The organism is Lentzea sp. DG1S-22 (assembly GCF_036321065.1).
Lineage (GTDB): Bacteria > Actinomycetota > Actinomycetes > Mycobacteriales > Pseudonocardiaceae > Lentzea > Lentzea jiangxiensis.
Map to the genome: position 1 here is coordinate 6,131,097 of NZ_CP143276.1, position 23,227 is coordinate 6,154,323.

Below are 23,227 nucleotides of genomic sequence, written 5' to 3' on the forward strand. Positions count from 1 at the left end.
CGACCTAGACCGGGTCGCTCGGGCCGTGGTGCGTCGGGTCGAGCACGCGGGCCAGGAACTCCTGGGTGCGCGGTTCCTGCGGGTTGCCGATCACGTCGGCCGCCGGACCCTCCTCGACGATGTAGCCGCCGTCCATGAAGATCACCTTGTCGGCGACCTCGCGGGCGAACTGCATCTCGTGCGTCACGACCAGCATCGTCATGCCCTCGTCGGCGAGCTGGCGCATCACGCCGAGCACGTCGCCGACGAGCTCGGGGTCGAGCGCCGAGGTCGGCTCGTCGAACAGCATCACCTCGGGGTCCATCGACAGCGCGCGGGCGATCGCCACGCGCTGCTGCTGGCCGCCGGAGAGCTGCGCGGGCATCGAGTGCGCCTTCTCGCTCAGCCCGACGCGCTCGAGGTTGTGCAGCGCGATCTTGCGCGACTCCTCCTCCGAGCGCTTGAGGACCTTGCGCTGCGCCACCGTGAGGTTCGCCAGCACGTTGAGGTGCGAGAACAGGTTGAAGCCCTGGAAGACCATGCCGATCTTGGTCCGGGCGGAGTCGATGTCGACGTCCGGGTCGGTCAGCTCGGTGCCGTTGACGACGATCTTGCCGCCGTTCGGCTCCTCCAGGACGTTCACGCAGCGCAGCAACGTCGACTTGCCGGAACCGGACGGGCCGATGATGCAGACCACGTCGCCGCGGTTGACCTTCAGGTCGATGTTCTTGAGGACTTCCAGCGAGCCGAACGACTTCTTCAGCCCGGTGATCTCGACGGCGACGTCGCTCATGCCGACACCTTCTTCCTGCCGCCGGTGGTGCCACGGCGCTCCAGGTACCGCGACAGGTAGCCGAGCGGCAGCGTGATGATCAGGTAGCACAGACCCGCGATGAGGATCGGCGTGAGGGACGGGCTGCGGCTCAGCGTCTCCCGGCCGAACTTGGTGAGCTCGTACTGCTCGCGGAACAGGCCGAGGATGTAGATGAGCGAGGAGTCCTTGGTCAGCAGGATCAGCTCGTTCGTCAGCGGGGGCAGGATGATCCGGAACGCCTGCGGGATCACGATGGTGATCATCGCGCGGCCGCTCGACATGCCGAGCGAACGGGCCGCCTCGACCTGCCCCTTCGGCACGGCCTGGATGCCGGCGCGGATCGTCTCGGCCATGTAGGCGGCGCCGACGCCACCGAGCGCCAGCATGACCGTGGTCAGCGGCGGGAACTGCATCTGGAACGCGATCGGCACGCCGTAGTAGATGCCGATGAACACCAGAAGTGCCGGCACACCGCGGAAGAACTCGATGTAGACCGTCGCGATCCAGCGGTACGGCGCGACCGACGACAGCTTCATCAGCGCGAGCACGAGGCCCAGCGCGAGACCGAAGGCGAAGCCGAGCGCGGTGTAGATGATGGTGTTCTTCAGCGCCACGGTGATGACGCTGGGGAACATCGAGGCGGCGATCTCCGTGTTGAAGAACGCGCCCTTGATCTGCCCCCAGTTCGCCAGGAAGGCGACCAGCAGGGCGATGACGACCAGCAGTCCGTATTGCGCGTAGCGGATGTATTCCGCGCGCTTGCGCTTGGACATGGCCATTGCGGCTCCTAGCGAAAAGGGTTCGGACAAGCGGCGGGGCCGGCGCGACGTGCTTGCACCGGCCCCGGAGAAGCGACTACTTCGACGTCGGCTTCTTGCCGAACCACTTCTCGTAGATCTTGTCGTACTCGCCGTTCTCCTTGGCCTTCTTCAGGACCTCGTTCACCTTGGCCTGCAGGGCGGTGTTGCCCTTCTTGAGGCCGATGCCGTACTTCTCGCCGGTCTCGAACTCGGTGGTGACCTCGGTGTCCGGGAACGCCTTGGCGTAGTCGTAGAGAACGCCGTTGTCGTTGATCACCGCGTCGACGGCGCCGGTGCGGACGGCCGTCTCGGACAGCGGCAGGTCCTCGAACTGCACGACGGTGTAGCCGTTGGCGGCCGCGTTGTCGTTGCCGTACTTCTCACCGGTGGTGTCCTGCTGGACGCCGAGCTTCTTGCCCTTGAGGTCGGCCAGCGACTTGATGTTCGACCCCTTCTTGACCAGCAGCGCCTGCGAGGCGTCGAAGTACGGGTCGGAGAAGTCGATCGCCTGCTTGCGCTCGTCGGTGATCGTCATGCCGGCGGCGGCCAGGTCGCACTGGTTCGCGCTGAACGACGTGCCCGAGGTGATCGTCTCGAACGGGGTGTCGAAGATCTGCTGCGTGACCCCGAGGTCCTTCGCGACGAGGTCGACCAGGTCGACGTCGAACCCGACCGTCTTGTCGCCCTCGCTGTACTGGAAGGGCTTGTAGGAGAGGTGGGTGCAGGTGACGAGCTTGCCGCTCTGCACCAGCGTGACACCCGAGTTGCCCGCGGGCTGGTTCACGGGAGTCGCGCAGCCCGAAGCTGCCATCACGGCCAGTCCCAAGGCCGGGATCATGGCCATCAACTGCCTGGTACGACTAGCCACTGCGTCACTCCTCGTAACTGTCGCGGACGAGTGAACGGGATCCTGCCACTCGGGTGACGTGGTGGACAGCACGTGCGTGTTACAGGCCACTGCCTTGCAATGATTTTGCGTCAAATCACCCAACGAGGCGCAAAATATTGTGCGATTTGGTCTAAGTCACACAACCTTTGCACGTATTGCACACGAATGATAACCATCCGTGAGCGTGTCCTTGATCAGGATTTGATCACGGCAGTGCTGCTCAGCGCGTGCGTTCGGTCAGCAGACCGGCCACGAGAGCCGTCCAGCCGGTCTGGTGCGTCGCACCGAGCCCTTCCCCGGTGTCCCCGTCGAAGTACTCGCTGAACGTGACGTGCTTGCGCCAAAGAGGTGACTCGGAGGCCTCGACGCGCTTGCCGTCGGACGGCCTGCGCCCGTCGTGGTCGGGCAGGAAGAGCGCGACGAGCCGGTCGCTCAGCTCGTCCGCCACCTGGCCCGCGGTGACCCAGCGGCCGGAGTGCGTCGGCATCTCGACCTGGAACGTGCCGTCGTGGAACGCGCAGACCGTGCGCAGCGCCTCGACGAGCAGCGCGTTCGTGGGCAGCCAGACCGGGCCGCGCCAGTTCGAGTTGCCGCCGAACATCGGCGTGTGCGACTCGCCGGGCTCGTAGCCCATGCGGTGGTCCTGACCCGCGACCTTGACCTCGAGGCCCTCGCGGTGGGCCGCGCTGAGGCTGCGGATGCCGTGCGGCGAGAGGAACTCCTGCTCGTCCAGCATGCGGTGCAGCACGCGCTTGAGCTTGCTCTCGTCGAGCAACGACACGAAGGCGCCGCGCTCGTAGTGGAACGTGATGAACTGCCGCAGCTCGGGCCGGCGCTTGAGCAGGTGGTCCAGCCGGCTGGTGAACCCGTGCAGCTCCTCGAGCACCCACGGCTGCAGGACGGCCGAGGCCAGCAGCGGGATCAGCCCGACCATCGACCGCACGCGCACCGGCTCGGACTCGACGCTGCCGTCGGGCCGGCGCCGCGAGACCCGGTCGTAGCAGAAGCCGTCCTCGTCGTGCCAGATGCCGCTGCCCGACGAGCCGAAGTGCGTGAAGGCCTCCGCGATCGACAGGAAGTGCTCCACGAACTTCGTGGCGACGTCCTCGTAGGACTCGTCGTCGCGCGCCAGCTCCAGCGCGATCTGCATCAGGTGCAGGCTGTACGCGGCCATCCACGACGTGGCGTCGGACTGCTCCAGCCGCCACTCGCCCAGCATCGGCTCCGACCGGTTGACCGGCCCGATGTTGTCCATGCCGAGGAACCCGCCCTCGAACAGGTAGCTGCCGTCGGCGTCCTTGCGGTTGACCCACCACGAGAAGTTGAGCAGCAGCTTGTGGAAGATCTTGGCGAGGAACCGCCGGTCCCTGCCGCCGTCCGCGCGGTAGACCTGCAACGCCGCCCACGCGTGCACCGGCGGGTTGACGTCGCCGAACTCCCACTCGTAGGCCGGGATCTGGCCGTTGGGGTGCATCATCCACTCGCGGCAGAACAGCAGCAGCTGCTCCTTCGCGAACGCCGGGTCGACCAGCGTGAACGGAATCGTGTGGAACGCCAGGTCCCACGCCGCGAACCAGGGGTACTCCCACTCGTCCGGCATCGAGATGACGTCGGCGACGTCGAGGTGCCGCCAGTGCACGTTGCGCGCCTCGTGCGTCCTCCTGCTGGACGGCGCCTCGGGCTTGGTCGGGTCGCCGTCGAGCCAGTCACGTGTGCGGAAGCGGTAGTGCTGCTTGGTCCACATGAGGCCCGCGAGCGCGCGCCGCAGCACGTGCTTCTCGTCGGTGCTGGTCTGCGGCGCGATGGCGTCGTGGAACTCGTCGGCCTCGAGCTTCCGCGCGCTCATCGTGTCCCCGAAGCTCGGCCCGAACGGGTCGAGGTGCCCGTCGCCGCCGGTCAGCCGCAGGCGGATCGTGACGGTCTCGCCCGGCTCCACCGGGTCGAACGAGTACCAGGCGGCGAACTTCGTGCCCGCCACCCCGGTGTCGTCCGGCCCGGCGACCTGGCACGACGAGGTGCTGCCGCGCACCACGTAGTCGCAGATGCCGTCCTTGGTCCACGGCGAGGGGTTGCGCTCGGCCCCGAACAGGGCGACCTCGTTGCTCTCGTTGTCCGTCATGAGCATCGACGGCGAGTCGTCGAGGTGCAGCGTGTACCGGCCGAGGTTGCCGTGGTCGGCCGTGACCTTCCGCCCGGTCGTGGTGCTCGCGACGAGCTGGCACGGCCGCTGGTCGCGCCCCCAGGCCCACGTGTTGCGGAACCACAGCTGGGGCAGCAGGTGCAGCGGCGCGTCCTCGGGCCCGTGGTTGGTCGCGCTGATCTCGACGCAGATGTCGTCCGTGTCGGCCTTGGCGTAGGTGACCTGGACGTCGAAGAACCGGTTCTCGTCGAGCACCCCGGTGTCGCTCAGCTCGGGCTCGCGGTTCTCCCGCCCGGCGTTGCGCGCCATCTCCCGCAACCGCGCGTACGGGAACTCGCGCTGCGGGTAGCGGTAGACCACCTGCATCCAGGAGTGGGTGGGCGTCCCGTCGGTCACCCACCAGTGCTCCTTGACGTCCTCGCCGTGGTTGCCCTCTTCGTTGGCGAGGCCGAAGTACCGCTCCTTGAGGAACGGGTCCCTGCCGTTCCACAGGGCGACGGCGAAGTTCAGGAACCCGTGCACGTCGCAGAGGCCGGCGATGCCGTCCTCGCCCCACCGGTAGGCGCGCGATCGGGCGTGGTCGAACGGGAACGAGGCCCACGCGTCACCCTCGGGCGAGTAGTCCTCGCGGACCGTGCCCCACTGGCGACCCGACAGGTACGGCCCCCACAGCCGCCACGGCGAAGTCGGTGTGTCCGACTCCGCGAGACGCGCCCGTTCCGCATGCTCACCCATCACCCCAGTGTGCGACACGGGTACAAACAGGTGGTCGGGGCTGCGTCTCGGCTGAGTCCTACCTCACTCGAAAGCGGGTCAGCCCTGCTTCGCGTGCGAGTCGAGGACCAGGGCGATCGCCTCGGTGACCCTCGCCGCGTGCGCCAGGTGCAGCCACTCGTCCGGGACGTGGCAGTTCGAGTCCGGCCCGATCACGCCGGTCACCACGAACTGGGCGTCCGGGTAGGCCTCGTGCAGCAGGCCCATGAACGGGATCGAGCCGCCCAGCGACACGGTGCGCCACGGCGCGCCGAAGATCTCCTTGCCCGCCTCGTCCAGCACGGCCGACAGCCAGGGTGCCAGCTCGGGCGCGTTCCAGCCGTCGGCCGCCTCGACCCGGGAGAGCTCGACCGTCGCGTTGTAGGGCACGTCGGTGGTCAGCTTCTCGCGCACCGCCTCCAGGGCGGCCGAGGACGACGCCGTCGGCGGCAGGCGGAACGACAGCACGAGGGTCGTGTACGGGCGCAGGACGTTGCCCGCGTCGTCCGGCAGCGGCAGGCCCTCGGCGCCGGTGACCGAGAGGGTCGGCCGCCAGCCGGAGTTCAGCGCGAGCTCGACCTCGTCGGACGACACCGGCTGCAGGTCGCCGACGCGCGGGACCGGGTCCCACAGCGCGCCCGGCGCGGCCTCGACGGCCTCGCGGACCTCGGCCAGGCGGTGGGCCGGGATCTCGACGTGCATCTCCGGGACCAGGATCTCGCCGGTCTCCGAGTCCTCGATCCGGTCGAGCAGGACCCGGGCGATCCGGAACGACGACGGCACGATGCCCGACGCCATGCCGGAGTGCAGGCCGCCGTCCAGGACCCGCACGGTGGCCGTGACCTGCACGAGGCCGCGCAGCGACGTCGTCAGCCACATGCGGTCGTAGTCGGAGCCGCCCGAGTCGAGGCAGACGACCAGCGACACCCGGCCGAGGCGGTCCGACAGGTGCTCCAGGTACGCGGGCAGGTCGGGCGACCCGGACTCCTCGCCGGTCTCCAGCAGCACGACGCACCGGGCGTGCGAACCACCCGCCGCGCGCACGGCCTCGATAGCGGCAATTGCGGCATATCCGGAGTAACCGTCATCCGCGGCGCCGCGGCCGTAGAGACGTCCGTCACGCAGCACCGGCGTCCACGGGCCCAGTCCCTCGCCCCAGCCGCCCACCGGCGGCTGCTTGTCGAGGTGTCCGTAGAGCAACACGGTGTCGTCGCCCGAGTTGCCGGACGCCGGGACGTCGACGACGAGCAGCGGCGTGCGTCCCGCCAGTTGGACGACCTCGAGCGTCACGCCGGGCAGCGAGCGCGAGGCGATCCAGGCCTTCACGTGGTCGATCGCCGCCGCCAACTCCCCGTGTTCCTCCCAGGCGGGGTCGAACGCGGGGGAGATCGCCGGTACGGCGACGAGCTGAGACAGGCTCGGGACGATGTCGTCGTCCCAAAGCGTCCTGACGGTGCTGGTCACAACTGAGCGGTCCACCTCTCGATCCTGTCACGACTCCGCCTCCGCTCGCGTCCGTAGCCTCTTGTGCGGGACCTCCCGATGAGTTAACGATCGGTAACCGGGACAGTGGTGTCCGGTGATCGGACGAGGACCGTCGGAGGGCAAAAGGTCGAACCTCCGACAGTTGTCGCTGATCAGAACGTTGACTCGTGTGTTACGAAGTGGGACGGGTCTCACCAACTCGGGTGAGGCCGTGTCAGGATGTGGTCGTAAGCCACCGTCACCGTCGACGGCTGCCTCCGGCCCCACAGGGTTGGCGGCGACCGCCGGCGTCGCCGCACGAGGTCGTCACGAGCGATCGGGCGGTCGGAGAAGACAGAGGAGAAGGCGCATGTCGTCCCCTGAGCAATGGACGCACCCTGAGCCGGACGCAGCGCCGGCCGCCACTGCCGCAAAACCGACAGCGGAACAGGTGATCGCAGGCTTGCGAGCGACAGACGAGGGCGGCGCCGACCTGGTGCAGCTCCTCACCCCCGAGGGTGAGCGCGTCACGCACCCCGACTTCGACATCGACATCACGCCGGAGGAGCTGCGCGGTCTGTACCGCGACATGGTCCTGATCCGCCGGGTCGACCGCGAGGCCAACGCCCTGCAGCGCAAGGGCCAGCTCGGCATCTGGGTGCCGCTGCTCGGTCAGGAGGCCGCGCAGATAGGCGCCGGCCGCGCGATGCGCGAGACCGACATGGCCTTCCCGAGCTACCGCGAGCACGGCATCGCGTGGACGCGCGGGATCAACCCGACCGAGCTCCTCGGCATCTTCCGCGGCACCGACCAGGGCACGTGGGACCCGGTCGAGAAGCGCTTCCACCCGTACACGATCGTCATCGGCAACCAGGTCCTCAACGCGGCCGGGTACGCGATGGGCCAGAAGTTCGACGGCAAGGTCGGCGACGACGAGGGAGAAGCCACCATGTGCTTCTTCGGCGACGGCGCTACCAGCCAGGGTGACGTGCACGAGGGCTTCGTGTGGGCCGCGGTCTACGACGCGCCGCTCGTCTTCTTCTGCCAGAACAACCAGTGGGCCATCTCCGAGCCCACCGAGCGCCAGTCGCGCCTGCCGCTGTACCAGCGCGCCCGCGGCTACGGCTTCCCCGGCATCCGCGTCGACGGCAACGACGTCCTCGCGACGCTCGCCGTGACGAAGTGGGCGCTCGACGAGTGCCGCCACGGCAACGGCCCGATCCTGATCGAGGCGTTCACCTACCGGATGGACGCGCACACCACCTCCGACGACCCGACCCGCTACCGGCTGTCGGACGAGCTGGAGATGTGGAAGCTCAAGGACCCGATCGAGCGCGTGAAGGTCTACCTCGTGCGCCAGCAGTGGGCCGACAGCGAGTTCTTCGAGAGCGTCGAGGCCGACGCCGACAAGTTGGGCGAGGAGCTGCGGGAGTTCTGCACGAACATGCCCGACCCGCCCGCTGAGCGGATCTTCAGCAACGTCTACGCCGAGGGCAACCCCAACCTCGAAGCGCAGCGCGACGAATTCCTCGACTACGTCTCGGGTTTTGCTGGAGGTGAGCACTGATGGCTGCTCCGACGATGGATCGTTCGACCGCCGCCGCCCCGGCGACCCCGGTGCAGACGCTCACGATCTCCAAGGCGCTCAACATGGGTCTGCGGGCGGCCATGGAGGCCAACCCCAAGGTCATCATGATGGGCGAGGACATCGGCAAGCTCGGTGGCGTCTTCCGCATCACCGACGGCCTGCAGAAGGACTTCGGTGAGCAGCGCGTGCTCGACACGCCGCTCGCGGAGTCCGGCATCATCGGCACCGCCGTCGGCCTCGCGATCCGCGGCTACCGCCCGGTGTGCGAGATCCAGTTCGACGGCTTCATCTTCCCGGGCTTCGACCAGATCGTGTCGCAGGTCGCGAAGCTGCACTACCGCACGCAGGGCAAGATCAAGATGCCCATCGTGATCCGCGTGCCGTTCGGTGGCGGCATCGGTGCCGTCGAGCACCACTCGGAGTCGCCCGAGTCGTACTTCGCGCACACCGCCGGCCTCAAGGTCGTCTCGTGCTCGAACCCGTCCGACGCGTACTGGATGATCCAGCAGGCGATCGACTGCGACGACCCGGTGCTGTTCTTCGAGCCCAAGCGCCGCTACTACGAGAAGGGCGAGGTCGACACGACGGCCGCGCCCGGCAAGCTGTTCGAGTCGCGCGTGCTGCGTCAGGGCACGGACGCGACGCTGGTCGCATACGGCCCGATGGTCCGCACTGCTCTCGACGCCGCCAACGCGGCCTCCGAGGACGGCACGTCGCTGGAGGTCATCGACCTGCGCACGCTGTCGCCGCTCGACCTGGCGCCCGTGTTCGAGTCGGTGCGCCGCACCGGCCGCCTGGTCGTCGTGTCCGAGGCGCCGTCCGAGTCCTCGATCGCCAGCGAGATTGCAGCCAAGGTCCAGCAGGAGTGCTTCTACTCCCTGCAGGCACCGGTGCTGCGGGTGACCGGTTTCGACACCCCGTACCCGCCGTCGAAGCTCGAGGAGGAGTTCCTCCCCGACCTCGACCGGGTGCTGCACGCCGTCGACCGCTCTCTCGCCTGGTAAGGGGACAACCGGAAATGCCGCAGTACAAGCAATTCCCCCTGCCCGACACGGCGGAGGGGCTGACCGAGGCCGAGATCCTCACCTGGCACGTGAAGCCCGGTGACACCGTCACGGTCAACCAGATCATCGTCGAGATCGAGACGGCCAAGGCCGCCGTCGAGCTGCCCTGCCCGTGGGCGGGCGTCGTGACGGAGCTGCTGGCCGAGCCGGGCCAGAGCGTCGAGGTCGGCGTCCCGATCATCACGATCGACACCGACCCCGGTGGCGCCGCGGCACCCGCCGCCCCGGCTCCGGCTGCCGCCGAGGCCAACGGCGCCTCGTCCGGCAAGATCGGCGAGGAGATGCCGGGCGGGCGCATCGCGACGCTCGTCGGCTACGGCCCGAAGTCCGGTGCCGCGAAGCGCCGTGCCCGCAAGGACACCGGTGCCGCTCCGGCCGCCGCCGTGGTGGCTCCGCCGGCGCCCGCACCCGTGCCTGCTCCCGCTCCCGCGCCTGCTCCCGTGGTGGTCGCCGCTCCGGCGCAGGCGCCGGGTGGCTACGTGCCGCTGGCCAAGCCGCCGGTCCGCAAGCTGGCCAAGGACCTCGGCGTCGACCTGCACGCCCTGACGGGCTCCGGCCCCGGCGGCGTCATCACGCGCGAGGACGTCGAAACCGCCGTCTCCGCCCCCGCCGCCGCTCCGGCTGCCGCCGCGTCCCACGTGGACAACGGCACGCGCGAACGCCGGGTGCCCATCAAGGGCGTCCGCAAGGCGACCGCGCAGGCGATGGTGGACAGCGCGTTCACCGCACCGCACGTCACCGAGTTCCTGACGGTCGACGTGACCCCGATGATGGAACTGCGCGCGCGCCTCAAGAACGCGCCGGAGTTCCGCGGCGTGAAGCTGACCCCGCTGGCGTTCTGCGCCAAGGCGGTCGTCCTCGCGGCCCGCCGCACGCCGGACGTCAACGCCACCTGGGACGCGGCGGCGAACGAGATCGTCTACAAGGACTACGTCCACCTGGGCATCGCGGCCGCCACGCCGCGCGGCCTGGTGGTCCCGAAGGTCCGCGACGCCGACCGGATGTCGTTGAAGGAACTGGCGATCGCGCTCGACGAGCTCGCCACCGTCGCCCGCGAGGGCAAGACGTCCCCGGCCGACATGATGAACGGCACCATCACGATCACCAACGTCGGCGTCTTCGGCGTCGACACCGGCACGCCGATCCTCAACCCTGGCGAGTCCGCGATCCTCGCCCTGGGCGCGATCCGCGACATGCCGTGGGTGGTCGACGGCGAGATCAAGGTCCGCAAGATCTGCCAGCTCGCGCTGTCGTTCGACCACCGCGTGGTCGACGGGCAGCAGGGCTCGCAGTTCCTGGCCGACGTCGGCGCGCTGCTGGCCGAGCCGGGCATCGCGATGACCTACTGAGGTAGCCCGTGACGAGGCCCCCGCACTCCGGTGCGGGGGCCTTTTCGCTGTTCAGCCGCTCATTCGGCTATTCGGGTTGACCCTCCAGTCGCTGGAGACTGCACAGTGTCCCCGTGACGCGCTACCAGATCGGCGAGCTCGCCAGGATGACCGGACTCACCGTCCGCACCATCAGGTTCTACTCCGACTCGGGCCTCATCCCGCCCGTGGACAGGACCACCGGCGGCTACCGCACCTACGACGCCGACGCCGTGGCGAGGCTGAAGCTGGTCCGCACGCTCAGGGACCTGGGCGTGGACCTGCCGACCGCCGGCCGCGTCCTGGCGCGCGAGGTGTCGGTGACCGACGTGGCGCGGGCGCACGCGGATGCGATCGACGCGCAGATGAAGACGTTGCGGCTGCGCCGCGCCGTTCTGCGCGCCGTCGCCAAAGGAGGGGAGATGGAACTGATGAACGAGTTGGCACGCATGTCGGACGAGGAGCGCCAGCGGATCCTCGACGACTTCTTCGAGGAGGTGTTCGGGCCCTACGAGCTGGACCCGCGGTTCGAGCAGCACATGCGGTCCGTGCGGATCGAGCTGCCGGACGACCCGTCGACCGAGCAGCTGGAGGCGTGGGTCGAGCTCGCGAAGCTCGTGCAGGACCCGGACTTCCGCGCCTCGGTGAAGCGGATGTCGCAGCAGCACGAGGAGTACCGCCGCAACGGCGAGGACATGGGTCCCCGGTCGGAGAACCAGATGGCGGCGTTCACCTTCGCGATCGCCCAGGCCCGCGAGGCACTCGACGCGGGCATCGCGCCGGACTCCGAGCAGGCGCGCGAGGTCGTGGACCGGGTGAACGCGAACTGGGCGCAGGCCCTGGGCCTGCCGAACGACGAGCACCTCGTGACGAAGCTGCGCGAGTTCGCCGACTTCGCGGACCCGCGGGCCGAGCGCTACTGGGTGCTGATCGCGAAGGTCAACGGCTGGCCGGCCGTGCCGGACCACTCGCGGGAGCGGGCCTGGCTGCGCGAGGCCGGGCAGCCGTTCGGATAAGCCTTCCCGAGCAACGGGAACCAGCTGGGCGCCCAGCTCGTTCCTGTGGCAACGAAGGGGGATCGTGATGTCTGCGTTGTTCGAGATTCTCGGGGGAGTCCTCGGCGAGGCCTTCGGGCCGGGCGGGGACGACAACTCGCGCGGGGACGGTGACGTCTTCCTCGACGGCGAGTGGCAGGAGGGTGAGCTGTTCTTCGGGCCCACCAAGATCATCTGGGATGAGCGGATCGTCTTCAGCAACGACGAGGGCAGGGTCGAGCAGGTCGTCGACCAGGACCCGCCGCACCCCAACTTCGTGGTCCTGCACTTCCGCAGGCCCGCCGACGTCGTGCTGCTCGCCGTGCACCGCCGCGAGCTCGACCGCGTGCGTGCCGTCCTGCGGCTACCGCTCTAGGCGGTTCCCTCAGGCGTTGACCGGGACCGGCGGGACTTCCTTGTGCGGCGGGTTGACCGGCGCCTGCGCCTTCTGCGAGCGGCGCGCGATGATGCGGCGGCCGAGCTCGATCGCCGGGTGCTCGACCCAGCGGAACACGATGTCCGCCAGCAGCAACGACACCAGCGTCACCACGACGGCCGTGAGCGTGCCGTAGACCTGGAAGCGCGGCAGCATCGAGGCGACCATGAAGCCCGCGATGCCCTGGAACAGGTACAGCGAGTACGAGCGGTCGCCGACGAAGCGCATCGGCGCGGTCGACAGCACCCACGTGACGGGGTTGCGGTTCATCAGCGACACGATCAGCGCCGCCGTCAGCACCGCGTAGCCCAGCAGCAGCACCACGGCGTTGCCGGTGGAGTGCCAGAGCGTCTCCATGTTCACGTGCAGCACGACGAACGCGATGATCGAGACCGGCGCGACCAGCGGGTGCGTCAACGGCTGGACGAACGCGTACAGGCGCTTGCTGTTCATGACGATCGCCAGCAGAGCGCCGACCAGCAGCACCACGTAGTGCACCGACGACGTGTAGAGCGCGCTCATCGAGTACGCGGTGTACCAACCACCTGTGAGCGGGATGAGGGCGATCAGCACGGCCATCGCACCCAACGCGATGTACACGCGCCGACGGGCCGCGGCGACTCCGGCGACGACCATCAGCGCGGGCCACACGAGGTAGAACTTCTGCTCGATGCCGAGCGTCCACGAGCCGGAGAAGTAGTCGTTCGGCGCGCCCGCCATGCCCGCCGGCAGGAACTCGTTCATGAACGGCAGGTAGTACTTCAGCGTCTCCGGGTAGCGGATCGTGAAGAAGTCACCGCGCAGGTAGAAGAACGCCATGATGAAGAAGAAGATCACGAAGTACGGCGGCATGATCCGGAAAACGCGCCGGATGTAGAAGTTCTTGAGTGAGATCCGGCCCTTGGTGTCCTGCTCGCGCAGCAGCAACGTGGTGATCAGGAAGCCGGAGAGCACGAAGAACAGGTAGACGCCGACCCAGCCGGAGAGCCACTTCCACTCGGCGCCGCCGAAGTGGAACACCACCACGATCACGGCCGCGAACGCCCGCAACCCGTCGAGCGCGGGGAAGCGCCGCATCTCCATGAACTCGGCATGGGTCAACGTGCGCACGGCGTTCCTCCAGGGTGGGGTCGCCCAGACCGCGGGGCGCCCGGCACATTACCAAACGCCGCAGATCGCGGGCTGGGGCGCACGTCCGGGCCCGCGGGGCGGCTCACCTGATCTCGCAGCCAGTCACCAGAGGGCGCGGCTCGCAGTGGACGGGGTCTTCAAGCCTCGCAAGACCCCGTCCCCTCAGACGGACCAGAAGTGATCAACTCACTTGATCTGCATGCCGGAGATCGCGCGCGACACCACAAGTCGCTGGATCTCCGACGTCCCCTCGAAGATGGTGAAGATCTTGGCGTCGCGGTGCATCCGCTCCACCGGGTGCTCCCGCGTGTACCCGGCGCCACCGAGGATGTGGATCGCCCGCTCGGTCGCCCACACCGACACCTCGGACGCCTTGAGCTTCGACATCGAGCCCTCGCCCGCGGTGAACGGCACGTTGTTGCGCCCCATCCACGCCGCGCGCCACACGAGCAGGCGGGAGGCGTCGATCTCCATCTTCATGTTCGCGAGGTCGAAGGCGATCGACTGGTTCTCGATGATCTTGCGGCCGAACGCCTCGCGGTCCTTGGCGTAGTCGAGCGCGTAGTCGTAGGCGGCACGGGCGACGCCGACGGCCATGGCGCCGACGGTCGGGCGGGTCGTCTCGAACGTCGCCATCGCGGCCTGGCCGCCGGCGCGCTGGCCCTCGCGGGCGCGGGCCAGCCTGGCCTCCAGGCGTTCGCGGCCGCCGAGGACGCAGCGGCCGGGGACGCGCACGTCGTCGAAGAAGACGTCGGCCGTGTGCGAGGCGCGCATGCCGTGCTTCTTGATCTTGCCTGGGGACGACACACCGGGTGTGCCGGGCGGGACGATGAAGCCCGCCTGGCCGCGGGCGCCCAGTGCGGGGTCGACGACGGCGGTGACGACGTGCACGTTCGCGATGCCGCCGTTGGTGGCCCACGCCTTCTGGCCGTTGATGACCCACTCGTCGGTGGCCTCGTCGTACCGGGCGCGCGTGCGGTAGCCGGCGACGTCGGAGCCCGCCTGCGGTTCGGAGGCGCAGAACGCCGCGAGCTTCGGGTCCGACTCGTCGCCGAAGCACTCCGGCACCCACTCGGCGAGCTGCTCGGGTTCGCCGCCCGCGAAGATGCCCGCGACGGCGAGGCCGGTGCCCATCAGCGACAGCGCGATGCCGGCGTCACCCCAGAACAGCTCCTCGGTGGCGATCGGCAGGGACAGGCCGATCGGGTCGGCGAACCAGGTCGCGAGGGCCTCGAAGCCGTAGAGGCCGATCTTCGCGGCCTCCTGGATCACGGGCCACGGCGTCTCCTCGCGCTCGTCCCACTCGGAGGCCGCCGGCCTGATCACGTCACGAGCGAAGCCGTGCACCCAGTCGCGCAGGTCGGTCTGGTCTTCGTTCAGCTCGAGCGAGAAGCCACCCACTGAGTCACTCCCAAGAGAAATTCGGTCAGGCCTTCGGGATGTTGAACAGGCTCATGAACCCGGCCGCGAACCCCAGGTCGCCCTTCACCTTCAGCTTGCCCGTCATGAACAGCACGGGGGCGGAGGCGTTGCCGGTCGCGAGCTTGAGGAAGTCGGCGGGCGTCAGCGTGACGATGGCGCGGGCCTCGCGCGTCACACCCTTGTTGATGGTGCACTCGGCGTTCTCGATGATCGCCTCGTAGACGTCTTCGAGCACGTGGAAGTGCACGACGGCCTTCGTCGCGCCGGCCCGGTCCGCGCGGAAGTGGACCTCCATGCGGCGGAAGACCTCGTCCAGCACGCGCACCCGCAGGGCGTCGTCGGCCACGACGGCCTCGATCTGGTCCTTCGAGGCGCGCGAGATGATGCGGGCGAAGTTGGACGGGTCCATCTTCGACAGGTCGAGGTCGGCGCCACCGTCGGCGAGGGCGCCGAGCGCCTTCAGCAACGCCGCGAAGTCGTCCTTGCCCAGCTTCTTCGGGTCGATGCCGCGCGCGATGACGTCGATGTCGACGCCCTTGAGGGCGGGGTCGTCCGGCGAGACCTGCTGCAACGTGCTGATCAGCTCGGCAGGGCTGAGCTTGGCGATCGCCTCGGTGGTGAGGTCGAGCGTCATGGGGACACCTCCTGGTACCTACTCGCGAGTAAGACTACTGGCGAGTAGATAGGGCGGCAAGCCGATCGGATAATCTTGTCCCTTCGGGACGAGGGGTAGTGATGCGCACAGAAGGTCGAGCCAAGCGCTTGCCACGCGCGGTGCGTGAGCGGCAGATCATGGACGCTGCCGTCGACGTGTTCTCGCGGCTCGGCTTCCACTCCGCCTCGATGGACGAGATCTCCGAGGTCGCGGGCATCTCCAAACCGATGCTCTACGCCTACCTCGGGTCGAAGGAAGAGCTGTTCGCGACCTGCATCCGGCGTGAGGCGACGCGGATGATGGAGGCCATCGCGACGGGTGTCGAGCCCGACCAGGAACCCGACGTGCAGCTGTGGAGCGGCCTGCGCGCGTTCTTCGGGTTCGTCGGGGAGAACCGGGCGAGCTGGCAGGTGCTGCACCGGCAGGCGTCCACGCAGGGCGGTCCGTTCGCGATCGAGCTCACCGACATGCGCGGCCGCGCGGTGTCACTGGTCGCGGCGCTGCTCACCCAGTCCACGAAGGCCCCGGCGACCAAGCTCGAGGCCGAGTCGCTGGCCGCCGCGCTGGTCGGGGCGGGCGAGTCGCTCGCGGACTGGTGGCTCGACCACCCGGAGGAGCCCTCCGGCGTCGTCGCCGCCCGCCTCATGAACCTCGTGTGGATGGGCTTCGGCGACCTCGTCGACGGCAACGTGTGGCATCCGCCGTCACGTCGCTGAACCGAGCAGATGGGGCCCCTTGCCCCAGACGGCGAACTTCCAGCCGTCGGCGTCCTCGTGCGCGGAGAACTCGACGCGGCCCGGGATGAGCAGCGGCTTCTTGAACCGGACGTCGACCGTCACGGACTCGGGCAGCCGCCCTTCCAGCGCGGCGAGGCACCGGGCCTTGGTCCACATGCCGTGCGCGATGGCGCGCGGGAAGCCGAACAGCCTGGCGCTCACCGGGTGCAGGTGGATCGGGTTGCGGTCGCCGGACGCCGCGCCGTAGCGCCGTCCGATGTCCGCGGGCACCCGCCACACCGCCGAGCCGGCCGGCCGTTGCGGTTCCTCGCCGGAGCCCGCCGGGCCTCCGGTGCGCCGCAGGTAGGTCGACACCCCGGCCCAGACACCGGAAACCGACGTCACGACGTCGACCTGCGTGCCCTGCGGGTGCGGCCGCAGATCGCGCGCCGACACCGTGATCTCCAGCGGCTCGTCCAGCGCCAGCGGGCGTGACTGCGTGATCCGGTTCGCGACGTGCACGAGGCCCGGCAGCGGGAACGGGAACCCGGCGCCGGACATCAGCCTCATCTGCAGCGGGAAGCCGAGCACGTGCGGGTACGTCAGCGGCAGCGCGTCGCGCAGGCCGAAGCCGCACACCGCGTTGTAGGCCGCCAGGTGCTCCAGCGACACGTCGATCGAGGCCGAAACGGGTTCGGCGGTCAGGGTTTCCCCGCGCCGGAACGACGTGAGGGCCGCACGCAGCAACATCAGGCCCCCAGCAGCATCTGGCCGCACACGCGCACGACGTTGCCGTTCACGCCACCGGATCCCGGCGAGGCGAACCACGCCACGGTCTCGGCGACGTCCACCGGCAGACCGCCCTGCGACAGGCTGTTCATCCGCCTGCCGACCTCGCGGGTCGCGAACGGCACGGCCGCGGTCATCTTCGTCTCGATGAAGCCGGGCGCGACGGCGTTGATCGTGGCGCCGCGGGAGGCGAGCACGGGCGCGAGCGTCTGGACCATGCCGATGACACCGGCCTTCGACGTGGCGTAGTTGGTCTGGCCGACGTTGCCCGCGATGCCGGCGATCGACGACACCCCGACGATCCGCCCACCGGGGCGCAGCACGCCGCCGTGCAGCAGCGCGTCGTTGACCCGCTCCTGGCAGGCGAGGTTGACCTCCAGCACCGCGTCCCACTTGTCGGCGTCCATGCGCGCGAGCGTCTTGTCGCGCGTGATGCCCGCGTTGTGCACGACGACGTCCACGCCGCCATGCCGTTCGAGCAGGTAGGAGGTCAGCTTGGCGGGGTCGCCGGTGATGTCGAGCTGCAACGCCGACCCGCCGATGGCGTTCGCGACCTTCGACAGGTCCTCCCCCGCCGCGGGCACGTCGAGGCAGACCACGTGGGCGCCGTCGCGGGCGAGGGTGGCGGCGATCGCCTCGCCGATGCCCCGCGAGGCGCCCGTGACCAGCGCGACCTTGCCCCGCAGGGTGCCGGTCGGAGAGTTGCCGGACACGTGGATGACCTGCCCGGACACGTACGCCGACCGTCCGGACAGCAGGAACCGCAGCGTCGACTCCACACCTTCTTCGGCACCGTCGTGCACGTAGACGAGGTTCGCCGTGCCGCCCTTGCGCAGCTCCTTGCCGACCGAGCGCACGAACCCTTCGAGTGCCCGCTGCGCCACGGAGTCCGGCGACCGCCCGATGACGACCACGCGTCCGCACGACCCGAGCTGCGTGATCACCGGGTGGAAGAAGTCGTGCAGCCGGCGCAGGTCGGCGACCGTGCTGATCTCGGACGCGTCGAACACCAGCGCGCCGTAGGGGGCGGCCCCCGTTTCCAGCTGCTTCAGGAAGGGCAACCGGCTCGCGCCGCCGACGAACACCGGCGTGGCCAGCGCGGCGTCACGGCGGAGGGGGTGCGGGTTCGGCAGGCCGAGCCTGCGGACGAGCTGGCGGCCCAGCCCTGACGTCGCGAACTTCTGGTACCTGTCCACGCACAACAACCTACTCGCTAGTAAGTCTACCCGCTAGTAGGTAGTATGGCGGGCATGCGAGTAGCGATCATCGGCGGCAACCGCATCCCGTTCGCCCGCTCGAACGGCCCGTACGCCACCGCGTCGAACCAGGACATGTTCACGACGGTGCTCGACGGCCTGGTCAGCCGCTTCGGGCTGCAGGGCGAGCGCCTCGGCGAGGTGGTCGCGGGAGCCGTCCTCAAGCACTCGCGCGACTTCAACCTCGTCCGCGAGTCGGTCCTCGGCAGCAGGCTCAGCCCCGAAACCCCCGCCCACGACCTCCAGCAGGCGTGCGGCACCGGTCTGCAGGCGATCATCGCCGTGGCGAACAAGATCGCGCTCGGGCAGATCGAGGCGGGCATCGCGGGCGGCGTCGACACGACCAGCGACGCCCCGATCGGCGTCAACGAGAACTTCCGCAAGCTGCTGCTGGAGTTCAACCGCACGCGCAAGATCAGCCTGCTGACCAGGCTCCGCCCGAGCCACGTCGTCCCGCACCTGCCGCGCAACGGCGAACCGCGCACCGGCATGTCCATGGGCGAGCACGCGGCCATCACCGCCGCCCGCTACGGCATCACGCGCGAGGACCAGGACGAACTGACCGCGCGCAGCCACCGCAACCTCGCGCGCGCCTACGACGAGGGCTTCTTCGACGACCTCGTCACCCCGTACCTCGGCCTGACCCGCGACCAGAACCTCCGCCCGGACAGCAGCGTCGAGAAGCTCGCGAAGCTCAAGCCGGTCTTCGGCGACACGATGACCGCCGGCAACTCGACCCCGCTCTCCGACGGCGCCTCCGCGGTCCTGCTCGCCACCGAGGAGTGGGCCGCCGCGCGCAAGCTGCCGGTCCTCGCGTACCTGACGTTCGCCGAGACCGCCGCGGTCGACTACGTGCACGGCGACGAGGGCCTGCTCATGGCACCCGTGCACGCCGCGCCGCGCATGCTCGACAAGGCGGGCATCACGTTGCAGGACTTCGACTTCTACGAGGTGCACGAGGCGTTCGCGTCGCAGGTGCTCGCCACGCTCAAGGCGTGGGAGAAGGAGCTCGGCGAGATCGACAGGGAGAAGCTGAACGTCAACGGCTCGTCGCTCGCGGCAGGACACCCGTTCGCCGCGACCGGCGCCCGGATCGTGGCGACCCTGGCGAAGCTGCTGCACCGGAAGGGAAGTGGCCGCGGGTTCGTGTCCATCTGTGCGGCGGGCGGCCAGGGCATCACTGCGATTCTGGAACGGTGACGCGGTAAGGCTTGCCGAACACGAGGGTTGCTCATGCACACTTTCCGGACCGCAGTGCCGCGGATCCGGGGGTGGGGCGTGGGCGACCTGGAAGTCGATCCCGAGAGAGATCCGGTGCTGGCGCGTGCGCTGGTCGGCACGCTCCGCGACGAGTGGCGCCCGGCGGCGGACGCGATGAGGTCGGCGCGCGAGTGGGAACGCCGCGCCTACATCACGCTGACGCTGGCCACGGCGGCGAGGCGGCGCGTCGAGTGGCTCAGGAGGTGGCTGAAGGCCTGCCCGGGCGACGCCGACGCCACCGCCGTGCACCACGCGATGGAGTCGCTCAACGGCCACTAGCGCGGCGGATCACCCTCAGTCGAGCAGCGACCACGCGGCCGTGCACGACGCCGTCACGGTGATCTGCTGCGCCTTCAGGTTCAGCTGGTCGACCATTCCCGCAGGCCCCGCCATCTCGAACGACGCGGCGCCGCTCATCATCCGCGGCGAGTAGTGCGCGCCGCCCTCCGTGTCGCCGATGCGCAGCAACGGGCCGAGCCGCCGCCCCAGCGCCGTGGCGTAGCCCTCGGCGCGGCGCAACGCATCGGCCACGGCTTCCCGTTGTGCCTCGCGAATGGCCTCGGTGTCGTCGACGAGCGCCCACGTCGGGCCGTTGATCCAGGACGGCTCGGCCTGCACGAGCTCGGCCAGCAGGGCGTCGAGGCGGTCGAGGTCCTTCACCCAGATCACGTACTGCTGCTGGGCGCGGCTGCCGACGCGCTGGTTGTTGTCCCAGTTGTCGTGCGCGGACAGCTGCCGCGACCGCACCTCGAACTCCTCGAGCAGCGGCTCGACGGCGGAGATGCGCTGGTTGAGCGTGCTCACCGCCTCGGAGCGTTCGGCGCCGAGAGCCTCGAACGTCACGTCCACCTGGGCGCGGTCGGCGGTGCGCTCGACCTCGCCGGTCCCCTTCGTCACGACTTCAGCCACGGGGACCAGCCAACCCGCACCGCCCACCATCCGCAACTATTCGTCTCTATTGCTCTATCGCTAGAAACGGCTATAGAACGCCATGCGGCGGCACTTCGAGGCTGGTCTGCGCGTCTCTACGGGTAGCGCTAGAAACGCGGATACGGTGCGAGCCATGGACCCGGTGCGCAACCCGTTCGCCCCCGGTGCGGGCCAGCGGCCCCCTGAGCTCGCCGGCCGGGACAGGGAGTTCGGAGCGTTCGAGGTGGTGCTCGAACGCGTGGCCCGCGGCCGTCCCGAACGCAGCCTCGTGCTGACGGGGTTGCGGGGTGTCGGCAAGACGGTGCTGCTCGGCGAGCTGCGGTCGATGGCCGTGAAGCGCGGCTGGGGCGCGGGCAAGGTCGAGGCGAGACCCGACGCGGACCTCAGGAGGCCCCTGTCGGCGGCGCTGCACCGGGCGATCCGGGACCTCGCGGTCCGCCACCGCGCGCCGGACCGGGTCGAGGCGATCCTCGGGGTCCTGAAGGCGTTCGCGCTGCGGGCCGCCCCGGACGGCGCCAAGCTGCGCGACCGCTGGCAGCCCGGCATCGACGTGCCCGCCGCGTCGGGGCGCGCCGACTCCGGCGACATCGAGATCGACCTGGTCGAGCTGTTCACCGACGTCGCCGAGCTCGCGCAGGACGTCGGCACGGGCGTCGCGCTGCTCATCGACGAGATGCAGGACCTCAAACCGGACGACATCAGCGCGTTGTGCGCGGCGTGCCACGAGTTGTCGCAGCTCGGCGCGCCTCTCGTGGTCGTCGGCGCCGGTCTGCCGCACCTGCCGGCGGTGCTCAGCGCCGCCAAGTCGTACTCGGAACGCCTCTTCCGCTACGTCCGCATCGACAGGCTCAGCCGCGAGGACGCCGACCGCGCCGTGCTGGCCCCGGTCGAACGGGAGGACGCGGGCATCACCGACGAGGCGCTGGACGCCCTGTTCGACGCGTCCGGCGGCTACCCGTACTTCATCCAGGCCTACGGCAAGGCCGCCTGGGACGCCGCACCGGCCGACCCGATCACCGCCCTGGACGTCTCCGTCGCCGCTCCGGAGGCTGACGCGGAGCTGGCCGTGGGCTTCTTCGGCTCCCGATACGAGCGTGCAACGCCCGCTGAACGCGAGTATCTCCGGTCGATGGCCGAGTTGACCGACGGAAAGGATGCGGGCGTCAACACCGCCCAGGTGGCGGACCACCTGGGTCGCAAGCCCTCGTCGCTGTCGCCCGCGCGGGACTCGCTCATCAAGAAAGGCCTGGTCTACAGCGCGGAACGGGGTCAGATCGCCTTCACCGCGCCGCACTTCGGACGCTTTCTGCTGGGTCGGGAGGACTGACGGCAGCCTCCGACCGTTGTCCGGTAGTTCACGTTGTCGGCCGATGATTCATCGGCGTGTGCGCCAACTCACCGGATAATCACGTGCTTCTGTGCTCGGCAAGGTGCATACTTGAGTTACCAGCCGACAAGACCTCGAAGAGGGAAGTGCAGACCGAGATGAACTTCGCAGCGAAGCTCCGCGCCCGTCGTGCCGAGGCGCGCAACCGGAAGGCCGTGGCTCGCGCGATCGACATGGCGACCACCCCGTCCATGCGTCACGAGCTGATGGCCATCGCCCAGGCTCAGGTCACCACCTTGCGCTGACTCACGAACCCGGCACTCGCACCGCGCCCCGATGCGGGTGCCTCCCCAACGGGAACCCCTGGAGCACCTCCCGCGCTCCAGGGGTTTCACTCTGTTAAACGTGATCCACGCCACACTAGCGTGGTGTTGTAACAGCGCGCGTCGGTACGCCGATGTCACTGTTGACCTCGCGGTGCTGTCGGACCCCCGACCTGGCAGCACCGCGAGGTTTCTTGTTTGCTGGGGACATGAAGATCGCCGTGCTCGGCACCGGCCTCATGGGTGCCCCCATCGCAGCCAACCTCGCCGCGGCCGGACACGAGGTCCGGGTCTGGAACCGCACGCGGGCGAAGGCCGAACCTCTCGCCGCCAAGGGCGCCACCGTCGCCGGCACCCCCGCTGACGCCGTCGACGGCGCCGAGGTCGTGCTGACCGTGCTCAACGACGGCGTCACCGTCACCGAAGCCATGCAGGCCGCGGCTCCCTCGCTGGCGCACGACGCCATCTGGGTCCAGGCGTCCACCGTCGGCGTCGAGGCGACCGAGGACCACATCGCGCTCGCCCGGTCGCTCGGGCTGGAGTTCGTGGACGCGCCCGTGCTCGGCAGCACGAAGCCGGCGGCCGAGGGCCAGCTCGTCGTGCTCGCCTCCGGTGCCGAGGAGCTGCGCGACCGGGTGCAACCCGTGTTCGACGTGATCGGCGCCCGCACGATGTGGGTCGGCGAGGCCGGGGCGTCGTCGAAGCTCAAGCTCGTCGCGAACAGCTGGGTGCTCGCGCTGACCGCGGCGGTGGGCGAGGCCGTGTCGCTCGCCGAGGCGTCCGGGCTCGACCCGAAGCTGTTCCTGGAGGCCGTGTCCGGTGGCCCCCTGGACTGCGCCTACCTGCAGATGAAGGGCAACGCGATCATCGAGCGGTCCTTCCCGCCCGCGTTCACCGTGCAGAACGCCCTGAAGGACGCGTTGCTCGTGAACCAGGCCGCGGTGCGCGCCGGCATCCAGCTCGACGTGGCCCAGGCGTCGAGCGCACGGCTGAACCGCGCTGTCACCAAGGGGCACGGTGACGAGGACATGGCCGCGTCCTACTACGCGAGCTTCGGATAAGCCCGACGATCGGCCGGTCCGGCGGGGCG

Annotated in this window: 22 protein-coding genes; 11 read left to right on the plus strand and 11 right to left on the minus strand. The window is 69.4% G+C overall.

What is annotated here, in order from left to right; genetic code table 11:
- Nucleotides 1-4: 4 nt before the first annotated feature.
- The 5 genes from V1227_RS28680 to V1227_RS28700 all read right to left on the minus strand — a co-directional run bounded on the left by V1227_RS28680 (nt 5) and on the right by V1227_RS28700 (nt 6,854).
- Nucleotides 5-772, minus strand: a complete 768-nt coding sequence (locus V1227_RS28680) for an amino acid ABC transporter ATP-binding protein (RefSeq protein ID WP_329788487.1) — start codon at nt 770-772, stop codon at nt 5-7.
- On the minus strand, nt 769-1,572 hold the full coding sequence (locus V1227_RS28685) for an amino acid ABC transporter permease (RefSeq protein WP_329788488.1): 804 nt from the start codon (nt 1,570-1,572) through the stop codon (nt 769-771). The genes V1227_RS28680 and V1227_RS28685 overlap by 4 nt, the downstream gene beginning before the upstream one ends.
- A gap of 76 nt (nt 1,573-1,648) precedes the next feature.
- On the minus strand, nt 1,649-2,461 hold the full coding sequence (locus tag V1227_RS28690; RefSeq protein WP_329788489.1) for a basic amino acid ABC transporter substrate-binding protein: 813 nt from the start codon (nt 2,459-2,461) through the stop codon (nt 1,649-1,651).
- 241 nt (nt 2,462-2,702) lie between these two features.
- Nucleotides 2,703-5,357 (minus strand): MGH1-like glycoside hydrolase domain-containing protein, encoded by a 2,655-nt coding sequence (locus tag V1227_RS28695; RefSeq protein ID WP_329788490.1) that lies wholly within the window; start codon nt 5,355-5,357, stop codon nt 2,703-2,705.
- Between the two features lie 78 nt (nt 5,358-5,435).
- A complete protein-coding gene (locus tag V1227_RS28700) occupies nt 5,436-6,854 on the minus strand; it encodes a M20/M25/M40 family metallo-hydrolase (RefSeq protein ID WP_329788491.1) in 1,419 nt (472 codons plus the stop codon).
- Nucleotides 6,855-7,209: 355 nt separating this feature from the next.
- On the opposite strand from V1227_RS28700, the gene pdhA reads away from it, so the two are divergent.
- From pdhA to V1227_RS28725, 5 genes are all read left to right on the plus strand, one after another.
- Nucleotides 7,210-8,406, plus strand: coding sequence for a pyruvate dehydrogenase (acetyl-transferring) E1 component subunit alpha (pdhA, locus tag V1227_RS28705; protein WP_086661407.1), 1,197 nt, complete (start codon nt 7,210-7,212; stop codon nt 8,404-8,406).
- Nucleotides 8,406-9,431: an alpha-ketoacid dehydrogenase subunit beta gene (locus V1227_RS28710; protein ID WP_236221008.1), complete on the plus strand. Its 1,026-nt coding sequence runs from the start codon at nt 8,406-8,408 to the stop codon at nt 9,429-9,431. The genes pdhA and V1227_RS28710 overlap by 1 nt, the downstream gene beginning before the upstream one ends.
- 14 nt (nt 9,432-9,445) lie before the next feature.
- The gene (locus V1227_RS28715; protein WP_329788492.1) at nt 9,446-10,840 is read left to right on the plus strand and encodes a dihydrolipoamide acetyltransferase family protein; all 1,395 of its coding nucleotides are present in this window, start codon (nt 9,446-9,448) and stop codon (nt 10,838-10,840) included.
- A gap of 113 nt (nt 10,841-10,953) precedes the next feature.
- Nucleotides 10,954-11,874 (plus strand): helix-turn-helix domain-containing protein, encoded by a 921-nt coding sequence (locus tag V1227_RS28720; protein WP_329788493.1) that lies wholly within the window; start codon nt 10,954-10,956, stop codon nt 11,872-11,874.
- A gap of 67 nt (nt 11,875-11,941) precedes the next feature.
- Entirely contained in the window at nt 11,942-12,268 is a 327-nt protein-coding gene (locus V1227_RS28725) for a hypothetical protein (RefSeq protein WP_329788494.1), read from the plus strand.
- Nucleotides 12,269-12,277: 9 nt separating this feature from the next.
- On the opposite strand, the gene V1227_RS28730 is transcribed toward V1227_RS28725, so the two are convergent.
- From V1227_RS28730 to V1227_RS28740, 3 genes are all read right to left on the minus strand, one after another.
- Nucleotides 12,278-13,438, minus strand: coding sequence for an acyltransferase family protein (locus tag V1227_RS28730; protein WP_329788495.1), 1,161 nt, complete (start codon nt 13,436-13,438; stop codon nt 12,278-12,280).
- A 207-nt stretch (nt 13,439-13,645) separates the two neighbouring features.
- On the minus strand, nt 13,646-14,860 hold the full coding sequence (locus tag V1227_RS28735; RefSeq protein ID WP_236221002.1) for an acyl-CoA dehydrogenase family protein: 1,215 nt from the start codon (nt 14,858-14,860) through the stop codon (nt 13,646-13,648).
- A gap of 25 nt (nt 14,861-14,885) precedes the next feature.
- Nucleotides 14,886-15,515, minus strand: a complete 630-nt coding sequence (locus V1227_RS28740; protein WP_090103511.1) for an SCP2 sterol-binding domain-containing protein — start codon at nt 15,513-15,515, stop codon at nt 14,886-14,888.
- A gap of 101 nt (nt 15,516-15,616) precedes the next feature.
- Here V1227_RS28740 and V1227_RS28745 point away from each other — a divergent pair, with 101 nt between their 5' ends.
- Complete coding sequence (locus V1227_RS28745) at nt 15,617-16,252, plus strand: TetR/AcrR family transcriptional regulator (protein WP_329788496.1); 636 nt, start codon at nt 15,617-15,619, stop codon at nt 16,250-16,252.
- On the opposite strand, the gene V1227_RS28750 is transcribed toward V1227_RS28745, so the two are convergent.
- Both V1227_RS28750 and V1227_RS28755 read right to left on the minus strand, forming a co-directional pair.
- A complete protein-coding gene (locus V1227_RS28750) occupies nt 16,241-17,002 on the minus strand; it encodes a MaoC family dehydratase (protein WP_329788497.1) in 762 nt (253 codons plus the stop codon). The two genes, V1227_RS28745 and V1227_RS28750, sit on opposite strands and share 12 nt — an antisense overlap.
- Complete coding sequence (locus tag V1227_RS28755) at nt 17,002-18,237, minus strand: 3-oxoacyl-ACP reductase (RefSeq protein ID WP_329788498.1); 1,236 nt, start codon at nt 18,235-18,237, stop codon at nt 17,002-17,004. The genes V1227_RS28750 and V1227_RS28755 overlap by 1 nt, the downstream gene beginning before the upstream one ends.
- 45 nt (nt 18,238-18,282) lie before the next feature.
- On the opposite strand from V1227_RS28755, the gene V1227_RS28760 reads away from it, so the two are divergent.
- Nucleotides 18,283-19,497: an acetyl-CoA C-acetyltransferase gene (locus V1227_RS28760; RefSeq protein ID WP_442916378.1), complete on the plus strand. Its 1,215-nt coding sequence runs from the start codon at nt 18,283-18,285 to the stop codon at nt 19,495-19,497.
- A gap of 78 nt (nt 19,498-19,575) precedes the next feature.
- Entirely contained in the window at nt 19,576-19,836 is a 261-nt protein-coding gene (locus V1227_RS28765) for a hypothetical protein (protein ID WP_329788500.1), read from the plus strand.
- A gap of 15 nt (nt 19,837-19,851) precedes the next feature.
- Here the strand turns inward: V1227_RS28765 and V1227_RS28770 are convergent, their stop codons facing one another.
- Entirely contained in the window at nt 19,852-20,466 is a 615-nt protein-coding gene (locus V1227_RS28770) for an SIMPL domain-containing protein (protein WP_329788501.1), read from the minus strand.
- Nucleotides 20,467-20,620: 154 nt separating this feature from the next.
- Between V1227_RS28770 and V1227_RS28775 the strand changes: the two genes are divergently transcribed.
- The 3 genes from V1227_RS28775 (at nt 20,621) to V1227_RS28785 (ending at nt 23,198) form a co-directional block, all read left to right on the plus strand.
- Nucleotides 20,621-21,814, plus strand: a complete 1,194-nt coding sequence (locus tag V1227_RS28775; RefSeq protein ID WP_329788502.1) for an ATP-binding protein — start codon at nt 20,621-20,623, stop codon at nt 21,812-21,814.
- Between the two features lie 158 nt (nt 21,815-21,972).
- Entirely contained in the window at nt 21,973-22,119 is a 147-nt protein-coding gene (locus V1227_RS28780; protein WP_169746017.1) for a hypothetical protein, read from the plus strand.
- Nucleotides 22,120-22,346: 227 nt separating this feature from the next.
- A complete protein-coding gene (locus tag V1227_RS28785; RefSeq protein ID WP_329788503.1) occupies nt 22,347-23,198 on the plus strand; it encodes an NAD(P)-dependent oxidoreductase in 852 nt (283 codons plus the stop codon).
- Nucleotides 23,199-23,227: the final 29 nt, after the last annotated feature.

What these genes read in the sequence shown, in the direction of transcription:
- V1227_RS28745 (WP_329788496.1), top strand. Translation starts at nt 15,617, where the DNA reads ATGCGCACAGAAGGTCGAGCCAAGCGCTTGCCACGCGCGGTGCGTGAG.
- V1227_RS28750 (WP_329788497.1), bottom strand. Translation starts at nt 17,002, where the DNA reads ATGTTGCTGCGTGCGGCCCTCACGTCGTTCCGGCGCGGGGAAACCCTG.
- V1227_RS28785 (WP_329788503.1), top strand. Translation starts at nt 22,347, where the DNA reads ATGAAGATCGCCGTGCTCGGCACCGGCCTCATGGGTGCCCCCATCGCA.
- V1227_RS28685 (WP_329788488.1), bottom strand. Translation starts at nt 1,572, where the DNA reads ATGGCCATGTCCAAGCGCAAGCGCGCGGAATACATCCGCTACGCGCAA.
- V1227_RS28710 (WP_236221008.1), top strand. Translation starts at nt 8,406, where the DNA reads ATGGCTGCTCCGACGATGGATCGTTCGACCGCCGCCGCCCCGGCGACC.
- V1227_RS28695 (WP_329788490.1), bottom strand. Translation starts at nt 5,357, where the DNA reads ATGGGTGAGCATGCGGAACGGGCGCGTCTCGCGGAGTCGGACACACCG.
- V1227_RS28680 (WP_329788487.1), bottom strand. Translation starts at nt 772, where the DNA reads ATGAGCGACGTCGCCGTCGAGATCACCGGGCTGAAGAAGTCGTTCGGC.
- V1227_RS28760 (WP_442916378.1), top strand. Translation starts at nt 18,283, where the DNA reads ATGGCGGGCATGCGAGTAGCGATCATCGGCGGCAACCGCATCCCGTTC.
- V1227_RS28725 (WP_329788494.1), top strand. Translation starts at nt 11,942, where the DNA reads ATGTCTGCGTTGTTCGAGATTCTCGGGGGAGTCCTCGGCGAGGCCTTC.
- V1227_RS28780 (WP_169746017.1), top strand. Translation starts at nt 21,973, where the DNA reads ATGAACTTCGCAGCGAAGCTCCGCGCCCGTCGTGCCGAGGCGCGCAAC.
- V1227_RS28715 (WP_329788492.1), top strand. Translation starts at nt 9,446, where the DNA reads ATGCCGCAGTACAAGCAATTCCCCCTGCCCGACACGGCGGAGGGGCTG.
- V1227_RS28740 (WP_090103511.1), bottom strand. Translation starts at nt 15,515, where the DNA reads ATGACGCTCGACCTCACCACCGAGGCGATCGCCAAGCTCAGCCCTGCC.
- V1227_RS28775 (WP_329788502.1), top strand. Translation starts at nt 20,621, where the DNA reads ATGGACCCGGTGCGCAACCCGTTCGCCCCCGGTGCGGGCCAGCGGCCC.
- pdhA (WP_086661407.1), top strand. Translation starts at nt 7,210, where the DNA reads ATGTCGTCCCCTGAGCAATGGACGCACCCTGAGCCGGACGCAGCGCCG.